Below are 8,584 nucleotides of genomic sequence, written 5' to 3'. Positions count from 1 at the left end.
TAACTAAATCCCGTTATTTATCAGTCAAAAACAATCATTTTAAGCTCTTTTTTTCTAAAAGATTAAACTTAAGTATTAATCAAAAACAACTTTTATATATTTGAATCAACAAAACTAAGTTAATACACAGACTCACGTTGTGTGTCATTTGAGGAACAATGAGAAACTATTAATAATCTTACTTCTAATTCTAACTTCTTGCAATTCTGACAAAATTGACAAAGCGGAATTTAATGACTTTTCAGACATTGAAATTCGATTTAGAACTGGAGATGAAAGAATTGAATTTTTCTCAATGGACATTTTTAAAACCGGAGAAAAAATAAAAGCAATTAAAAAAAGCCCGTTTTATTATTATGGTTCTGGAACTGACTCGACTTGGACAACTGAAATCGGAAAAGCTGATTTAAAATTAATAACTGAATTTATTAATAAAGCCAAATCGATTAAAGACACTTGTTCTTTCAGTTCTTCTTCTATTGACTATTACGACATCAAAACCAATGGAAACGTAATAAAAATAGTCGGAAACTGTGAATGGAACGGAATTGACTATGATAGTTTAGAAAGTAAAATTTTCAAACACAAATTTATTGAGTTAAAGAAAAAACGAGAAATTGTTGCTGATTCTTTAGTGGAAATGTTTAATGGATTTTGGGATGTTTCTGGTTGGGAAAACGGAGTTCTTAAAAATCGAAATTTAGTTCTTAATAGAACAACTGAAAACCAACCGAAAATAGACGGAATTTATCGCTGGACTTTTAAAAATGAAAATGAGCAGGAATTCAAAGAAAAATTAGACATTGACGAAGGAAGTACCTTAATCGAAATTGGAGCTTTGACATACAAAGTACTTAATATCGAAAATGATAAAATTGAATTAAAATATTTGTGGTAAAAAAACCTCGCTCTGGTATAGTATGTTCGCTATCGCTAGCTTTTTTAGCTAGTGGCGTTAAGAGTAAGAAAAAGAGAAGCACCCTTGAGCTTTTATGATAAAAACAAATAAAACATTTACTACATTAGTAGTTTATATAATGGATATATAGTTAATATTAAGTATATGTTTTTGTTGCCACACATTTGAGAAAATAACGTTGAAATTGAAAAAAGAATACATTTTTAAATCTGAAAGGCTTGGGTTTCGCAATTGGACCAAAACTGATTTGACAGAATTTGCGAAAATAAATATGGATTTGGATGTGATGGAACATTTTCCAAAACCATTGACCGAAAAAGAAACTGCGGAATTTATCGACCGACTTAAAAAACATTATACAAAAAACGGATTTAACTACTTCGCAACGGAAATTTTGGACAGCGGAGAATTAATCGGATTTATTGGTTTAGCATTTCAAGATTATAAAACTGACTTCACACCTGCGGTTGACATTGGTTGGCGACTAAAAAAAAGTTCATGGGGAAAAGGGTATGCAACCGAAGGTGCAAAAAAATGTCTTGAATTTGCATTTAAAGAACTGAATTTAGAAAAAATAATTTCAACGTGTACAGAGAAAAATTCTAAATCAGAGAATGTGATGAAAAAAATCGGAATGGAGAAAATCGGAGAATTTAAGCACCCGAAATTGAACGAATATCCTGAATACGAGAAATGTATTTGTTACGGAATAAATAAAAACGTGTGGCAACAGCTCGTATAATTAATTGCTTGGTTCTAGCCTACTTACGGATATTTTGCAGGAATATTCTATCTGTGATTTATTTGCTAACTTTAGTGCTTAAACCACACAATCATACCCCACTCGGTTATAGTATGCTCTACGAACATAAACCAATGACCACATATTACTTAATTTACCTTTTTAGAAACACGACAATATGAATATTTAATCAAATGCCGTAAAAATGTCGTAAACAAACCGCTATCAAACCGCTATCAAAAATATAGTTTCATTAATAACTTTGAAGAAATTTAAACAAAATTTAGAATGAGTATAATAGGAAAAAAAATTAGTGAAACTAGAAAGTCAAAAGGGTTAACTCAAGAAGAGTTAGCCGAATTATCAAAAGTAAATTTAAGAACAATACAACGAATTGAAAATAATGAAAGTGAACCACGAGGAAAAACATTAATATTAATATGTGAAGCCTTAGATATTGATATAGAGGATTTAATAAATAGCAAAAAACAAATTAAAGATAATATTAATAGTAATCTAGTTCACGGATTTATATTAGCATCGAAAGGAAAACGATTTTCAGCTAATTTATTAGAAACTTTTATCTATGTCATCACTGTTTTTATACCCTATACAATTTATAAGACCCCATCATTAAAAGAGTTTCTTAATAACGAAAACCCCATTGGGTTTGGATTTGCTGCTGTTTTTGGGCTAATTGTTGGTGCCATATTTTACCCAATGTTTAAAGGGAATTTAGGACACCGTATCTTTGGTTTGAAAGTTATATCATCAGAGACCGGAGATGATTATAAAAAAGCAACAGAAGGTGCCATCCGTGAACTCTTAAAAGGTGTATTTAGTTTTTTTATTATTCCTATTATTTGGATTCTTTGGGATGACAAAAATCAAAACTTATACGATAAACTGACCAAAACTTATGTCGTAGAAAAATAATAATATAGGGAATATTAACCTATTAATATCCCCACTCAGTTATAGTATGTGCTATCGTTAGCTTTTCTAGCTAGTGGCGTTAAGAGTAATAAAAAAGGAAACACCCTTGTATTTTATAAAAAAAACAAATAAAACATTTACTACATTAGTAGTTTATATAATGGATATTAACTATATATTTTTGTTAGCAAACATTTGAAAAATGAAAATTCGATTGATAATATTACTTCTGATTTTAATTCAATTTTCCTATTGTCAAAATCAAGACTTGGAGAAAAGTCATTTAATTGAAATCGAGGGATGGAAATCTTATTTTGATGGAAATAGGACTGAAGCCAAATCAAAATTCACAAAAGCAATCGAATTAGATTCGACAAATTATTTAGCCAAAATAGGACTTTTCAACACAAAGAATGAAAGTGAACTGAATGAGGCTGATTCTGGACTAATACAGCGACTACCAAAAAAAGGGAATTATAATGACATAATGTTAAAACTAATGATGGCAAATCAAGTTGACAAAGAACTACCTGATTCCATCAAAGTGATGCGGAATAAATATGATGAATCACATATTAAGTTCAAGGCTTCATTAACAGATTCTGAATTTAAAGTTTACAATGAAAATGGAGATATTAGACATACAGGTGCTTTTAAAAACAGAAAGCCATTTGGAACTTGGAAAAAATTTGGTTATCAGAATAAACTTCATCATTCATTTACATTTTCTGAAGAAACAGATACTGTTGTTATAAGATATTACAAACCAGACGGAGTAGTTGCAAGAAAAGAGTTGACAACTGGAATGCCTTTCACAAATGAGAGTAAAAAAATTAAAGAAATCATTTATTGGCAAAAAACACCAGGAAAAAACATTGATTATTTATTTGTTTCAAAAAGTGGATTCACAATTTTCGACAGCGAAAATTCTGTTGTGTTTGATGAATCGACACCAGACAATATCATTCAAATCACTCATAATCCAAAAACTCATGATTTAGATGCTTTCATCTGGAAAAATGGAAACAAGGAGCCTTTTGAATATTGTCCTTATGACGGAACAACTGTTACATATACAGAAAATGGTGAGAAAAAATCTTTCCGTTGGGAAAACTGTAAAAAAATACCAATTGAAAAATAAAAACGTTTGCTAACAATGAACTATAAGTAATTGCTTGGGGTTGGTTAAGACAAGGAACATTTCTGACATTCTATAAAAATCAGATACGATTGAAAATGAACGAACAACAAGAACGCAACTACTTATAGTCGAGAACGTTAGGCTTAATTAGAGAGAAACCTTATGGGCTGGAACATAACAGCAACATTTATTAAAGATATTGGAGATTTAGAAATCAATCTTGAATTATTGAATTCTTTGGGCTTTAAAGGCTTTGAATTGATTGGAGAATCTGATTTCAATATTGGACCTGAATTTGGAGAAACGCATATCACGAATTATAAAGGAAACTTGATAATTGCTAATGCAAGTTTGGGTTGGCAATTTGCTAAACCGACACAGACAAAAACTGAAAAGAAATTCCTTGAAAGGTTTCCAAACTCTGAAATTATTCAAGTTTTAATAGGACACGGACTTTCTTACTGTGTTTTTCAAAACGGACAAAAAATAAGGTTAAGAGAAGCTGGAGATGAGATTTATCAAGACTTTGGAAACCCTTTACTGGAAGAAATTGAAGCAAGAAAGCTTGAACTAATTTCAAAAGATGATTTGGAAGAAATGCGCGAGGAACTGACTAAAGAGGAAATTCAAAATGAAATTGAATTGGAAGTTACTTATAATACAGCATTTGAACTTACTAAGAGAATTTTTGGAAAAAGATATGACGAGCTTGGAATTCCAGAATATAATATGAGAGGTTTAAAATTTGTGAACAAAGCTGTTGCCTCCGAAAAAAAATATAGTATTAAATCTGAAATGCAATTTGAAAAATAAAAAACGTTGTACAACAACGTGTCCTAAAAATAATTGCTTGGTTCTTGCTTACTCGGAAAATCTGCAGGATTTTCCTCTGGTTCGTTCCATTTTTGGTAAGTTAGTTGCTTAATCACGCAACTATCCTTGTGCAAAACGTTAGGTAACATGGAAAACAAACCGCAAATGGATTATCAAACATTTCAACCACACCCTGATTTAAGTGCATTCGTCAAATTTTATTGGACGTTGGAAGTTCCGTTTGACCCAAACAACCAGAAGCAAAAAATTATTCCTGATGGCTGCATTGAAATGACCTTCAACTTTAAAGATAAGATTAAGCGTTATACATCTCAAAAAGATTATATAATTCACCCAAATGCTATGATAATGGGACAAAGAACAAAGTCCTACTTCATAGAACCTATGGGAGATGTTGACTCTTTTGCAATCTGTTTTTATCCATACGGATTCTCAAACTTTGTTTCAACCCCACTTGAAAATTTGGTAGATGTTGAAACTCCAATCGAAAGTTTGTTTGGAGAAATTCCCGCAAAAGAATTAGAACAAAAAATCATTCAAGCAAGTAACACCAAAGAACGGATTGAGATTATTGAAGCGTTTCTTTTAGATAAACTCAATCAGAATAGAACTATTGAAAACTTGGTAAAAACAACAGTAGATTCCCTTCAGGCTGCTAACGGAAGTAATTCAATTAATAAAATTTTGAAAGATGATTTATCGAAAAGAAGGCAACTTGAAAGAAACTTCAAGAAGCAGATAGGCATTAGCCCGAAACAGTTAGGCAAAGTGTTGCGTTTGCAGACAGCTTTAAAGATGATACTCAATGATAAGGAAAGCCTAACAAATATTGCTTATGAAAGTGAGTATTTCGATCAAGCACATTTTATTAAGGACTTTAAAGAATTTATCGGAACTACTCCAAAAGAGTTTTTAGGAAACGAAAATATGGCGCTTTCAACTCTTTTCTACAAGTAGTATTCAAGTGTCGCATTTTTACAATTTTAATTCCCCTATTCAAAATAATTTTGCTTCGTCAAATTATCCTAAGATAAATGAAAAGAATAATTCTAAGTACCATCATTCTGTTTGTGATTGGTTTTGTTGCTTGTAACAATCAAAGTAAAACCGATTCCAAAATAGAAAAGCAAGATTTAACCGTAGAAAAAAATATAAATGATATGAATAGTTATGTTTCCCTATTTGAAATCCCTGCAACAGACATTTCAAGAGCAATTAATTTTTACCAGGCAATTTTGGGAATTAACATTGAAAAAATGGAAATGCCTGGAATGGAAATGGGAATTCTTCCATATGAAAATCAAGCGGTACACGGGGTGATAATGAAAGGAGAAGATTTAAAACCGTCAGCAGAAGGGGTAACCATTTATCTGAATGGTGGAGATAACCTTCAAAATATTCTTGAAAAAGTTGAAGTAAATGGCGGAAAAATTGTTGTCCCCAAAACGGCACACGCAGATGAGAATGGATTCTTTGCTCTGTTTTTAGATACAGAAGGAAACAAGTTAGGGTTGAATTCTCCAAACTAAAAGGGGTAAAAAGCGAACGCACAACAAAGGTATAAAAGTAATAGCGGTTCGGGTGCAAACTCGAACCGTCTTTGTGTTTAATTCGGTATATTGCTGTCCGAAAGGTAGTAGCTTTTGGTCTGCTACTGCTTTTATACAAGGCCGTCAGACTGTCTCAAAATCTCTTATTTTTGGTTTTGGTATTCGGATAGGTGTCTTTTAAAAATCTCAAAATATGAGATTCTCAGAGAAGTAAAATTAGTTTTGAGACAGACTGCCGTTAGCGGTCATTGTAGGACAACACAAATAAACATAACTTTATTAGACAACCATTCTTCTAAAATCAAAAATATGGCAAAACAAAAAATTAACCTAAACAGAGAAGTAACTGCATTATTGGACAGCCTAAAGCACCCTTTTAGAAAGGAAATTGAGCTAGTAAGAAATTACATTTTATCAACGGACAAAAACTTGACTGAAAACATTAAATGGAACGGATCGAATTATTGCATTGATAACAAAGACAGAATTACAATCACTGCATTAGTAGTTAATATTAACTATATATTTGTTGTGTGTCATTAAAAAAATAAACCCAAATTAAACCGATAAGAGAATGAATAAATTAACCTATATTTTAATTTTAATAATATCTTTAAGTTGCGTCAATAATAAAAAAAACCTCCAAGAGGCTGTATCTCAGTCTATCAAAAAAACTGAACCTGTAAAAAAAGAAAAACAAGAGACAGTTTATGAATCTATAGGTAAAATTAAACCTATAGAAGAAGGAATAAATCCAGCATCAACGACACAAAAAATCAAACTAACTGGAATCGAAAAAGAAATTGGAGATGTTGCATTGTCATTTCATAGATGGTATATTAAAAATACTAATGAAATAAACTCTGAAATTTCTACTGATTTTGAGGTAACTGAAGGAGAAAACAATAGTTGTGTAATTGATTATGAACCTTATTTTAAAGAACTTAGAAAATTAGGAACAATTTCAAATTCCTTTATGGACAATGAAAAGGAACGAACTAAACTCTGCGCTGAAACAATATCAGGATTAAAATGGAGTGAATATGGAGAAGGAAATCCAGAAAACTGTGATGACTATTTATACTGGACTAATAGTCAGGATGTAACTGACGGAGTAGATGTTGTTGGGATTCATAAAGAAAATGATAATTGGACCGTGTTTTTATCTCTTTTCATGAAAGACGAAAAAGGACAAAAGTATTTCGGAAGTGATAGATTAAAAGTGATAGTGATAAAGGAAAATCAAATATACTTAATCGAAAAAATTAAGTGGATAATGAAATAAAACGCCACACAACAATGGTAATCGTTGCACAAGACACTAAAAAACGCAAAAATTAACTTAAAAGCTTCTTTTTGAGGAGCTTTATTTTTTAGAAGTACTTGTTTGTTTTCAAATTTAAGCGCTTGTTAAAAGTCTTATTAAGACTTTTATGTTTAAAGTAACATGATCCCCGTTCGGTTATAGTATGTTTGCTACCGTTGCTTTTCTAGCTAGTGGCGTTAAGAGAAAAAAGAAATACCCTTGTATTTTATGACAAAAACAAATAAAACATTTACTACATTAGTAGTTATGTTAGACAACATATGAAAAGACTCATTCTTCTAATATTAACATTCAGTTTAATGACAACAAATTTGTCTTCCCAAGAATGTGAATACGAAGAATATTATCAAATTGTGGATTTAGCAAGAAAGGAGTATTCAAAACAGAATTATAAAGAAGCTAGTAAAAACTTCAAACTTGCTTTTACTAAAATTAACTTTCCGCTTGGAATCGATTTGGCTTTATCATTATTCTCCGCAAATAAAATAAAAGATGATTTATGGGCTGGTGTAATTGCAGAAAAACTTGCAAAAGGAGGAATTCCCTTGCGTTATTTTTTTAAATATAAAAAAAAGAGTTGGTATCAAAAATTTAACTCTGAATTTGAAAAATATAATGAATATTATTATCAAAATTTTGATACTGAATTGAAAGTCAAATATTTTTCCTTGATAGAAAGAGATGCTATTTTTACTAGAAAAACAATGGACTGGTATTATGGGACAATTGAAATTAAGGCTGTCGATGCAATAAAAGAAGCCAAAGCTATTATTTCAGAATTAAAACAGTTAACTGAAAAATATGGTTTTCCGAGTGAACATAATATGGGTTATAATTATACAAGAAGATTAAATCGAGTTGGAAATTACACACACATTCATGCGTTAATGATACATATTTATAAATATGGTGAACGAGTTTACGAAAACGAAATACCAAATTTTATTTGCAATGGAGTTTTACGTCCAAACTTCCAACAAACTCTAAAACAAAGTATGGGTTTTGGACACAATATGGGAATTGAACATGAAATGAAAGTTCGAGAGAAAATGTATAACAAAAAGAAAAATAAATAAATACGTTGCCTAACACCATAATTTATTGCTAGTTCTAGTCTACTTACGAAAATCCTCGC

General features: G+C 30.8%; 9 protein-coding genes. All 9 read left to right on the top strand.

The annotated features are described in order from the left end of the window. The first annotated feature begins 295 nt into the window (after positions 1-295). The 9 genes from Q4Q35_RS02175 (at position 296) to Q4Q35_RS02135 (ending at position 8,525) form a co-directional block, all read left to right on the top strand. Positions 296-898, top strand: a complete 603-nt coding sequence (locus Q4Q35_RS02175; RefSeq protein WP_303276280.1) for a hypothetical protein — start codon at positions 296-298, stop codon at positions 896-898. A gap of 205 nt (positions 899-1,103) precedes the next feature. Continuing rightward, positions 1,104-1,661 carry a GNAT family N-acetyltransferase gene (locus Q4Q35_RS02170; protein WP_303276279.1) on the top strand — a complete coding sequence of 186 codons (558 nt, stop codon included), beginning with the start codon at positions 1,104-1,106 and terminating at the stop codon, positions 1,659-1,661. A 288-nt stretch (positions 1,662-1,949) separates the two neighbouring features. Then, entirely contained in the window at positions 1,950-2,597 is a 648-nt protein-coding gene (locus Q4Q35_RS02165) for a helix-turn-helix domain-containing protein (RefSeq protein WP_303276278.1), read from the top strand. Between the two features lie 202 nt (positions 2,598-2,799). After that, on the top strand, positions 2,800-3,738 hold the full coding sequence (locus Q4Q35_RS02160) for a hypothetical protein (protein ID WP_303276277.1): 939 nt from the start codon (positions 2,800-2,802) through the stop codon (positions 3,736-3,738). Positions 3,739-3,900: 162 nt separating this feature from the next. Next, a complete protein-coding gene (locus Q4Q35_RS02155) occupies positions 3,901-4,551 on the top strand; it encodes a hypothetical protein (protein ID WP_303276276.1) in 651 nt (216 codons plus the stop codon). A gap of 147 nt (positions 4,552-4,698) precedes the next feature. Beyond that, positions 4,699-5,529, top strand: coding sequence for an AraC family transcriptional regulator (locus Q4Q35_RS02150; RefSeq protein ID WP_303276275.1), 831 nt, complete (start codon positions 4,699-4,701; stop codon positions 5,527-5,529). Between the two features lie 77 nt (positions 5,530-5,606). Then, a complete protein-coding gene (locus Q4Q35_RS02145) occupies positions 5,607-6,101 on the top strand; it encodes a VOC family protein (protein WP_303276274.1) in 495 nt (164 codons plus the stop codon). A 595-nt stretch (positions 6,102-6,696) separates the two neighbouring features. Continuing rightward, entirely contained in the window at positions 6,697-7,407 is a 711-nt protein-coding gene (locus Q4Q35_RS02140) for a hypothetical protein (RefSeq protein ID WP_303276273.1), read from the top strand. A gap of 341 nt (positions 7,408-7,748) precedes the next feature. After that, positions 7,749-8,525, top strand: coding sequence for a hypothetical protein (locus Q4Q35_RS02135; RefSeq protein ID WP_303276272.1), 777 nt, complete (start codon positions 7,749-7,751; stop codon positions 8,523-8,525). The last annotated feature ends 59 nt before the right edge of the window (positions 8,526-8,584 follow it).

This window comes from Flavivirga aquimarina (assembly GCF_030540835.1).
GTDB classification, from domain to species: Bacteria; Bacteroidota; Bacteroidia; order Flavobacteriales; family Flavobacteriaceae; genus Flavivirga; species Flavivirga aquimarina.
The sequence above is the reverse complement of the archived record's forward strand: the minus strand, read 5'-3'. Positions and strand labels throughout refer to the sequence as shown.

Excerpts from the sequence above, each read along its gene's own strand:
- Q4Q35_RS02145 (WP_303276274.1), top strand. The coding sequence starts at position 5,607 with ATGAAAAGAATAATTCTAAGTACCATCATTCTGTTTGTGATTGGTTTT.
- Q4Q35_RS02175 (WP_303276280.1), top strand. The coding sequence starts at position 296 with ATGGACATTTTTAAAACCGGAGAAAAAATAAAAGCAATTAAAAAAAGC.
- Q4Q35_RS02165 (WP_303276278.1), top strand. The coding sequence starts at position 1,950 with ATGAGTATAATAGGAAAAAAAATTAGTGAAACTAGAAAGTCAAAAGGG.
- Q4Q35_RS02140 (WP_303276273.1), top strand. The coding sequence starts at position 6,697 with ATGAATAAATTAACCTATATTTTAATTTTAATAATATCTTTAAGTTGC.
- Q4Q35_RS02160 (WP_303276277.1), top strand. The coding sequence starts at position 2,800 with ATGAAAATTCGATTGATAATATTACTTCTGATTTTAATTCAATTTTCC.
- Q4Q35_RS02135 (WP_303276272.1), top strand. The coding sequence starts at position 7,749 with ATGACAACAAATTTGTCTTCCCAAGAATGTGAATACGAAGAATATTAT.
- Q4Q35_RS02155 (WP_303276276.1), top strand. The coding sequence starts at position 3,901 with ATGGGCTGGAACATAACAGCAACATTTATTAAAGATATTGGAGATTTA.
- Q4Q35_RS02150 (WP_303276275.1), top strand. The coding sequence starts at position 4,699 with ATGGAAAACAAACCGCAAATGGATTATCAAACATTTCAACCACACCCT.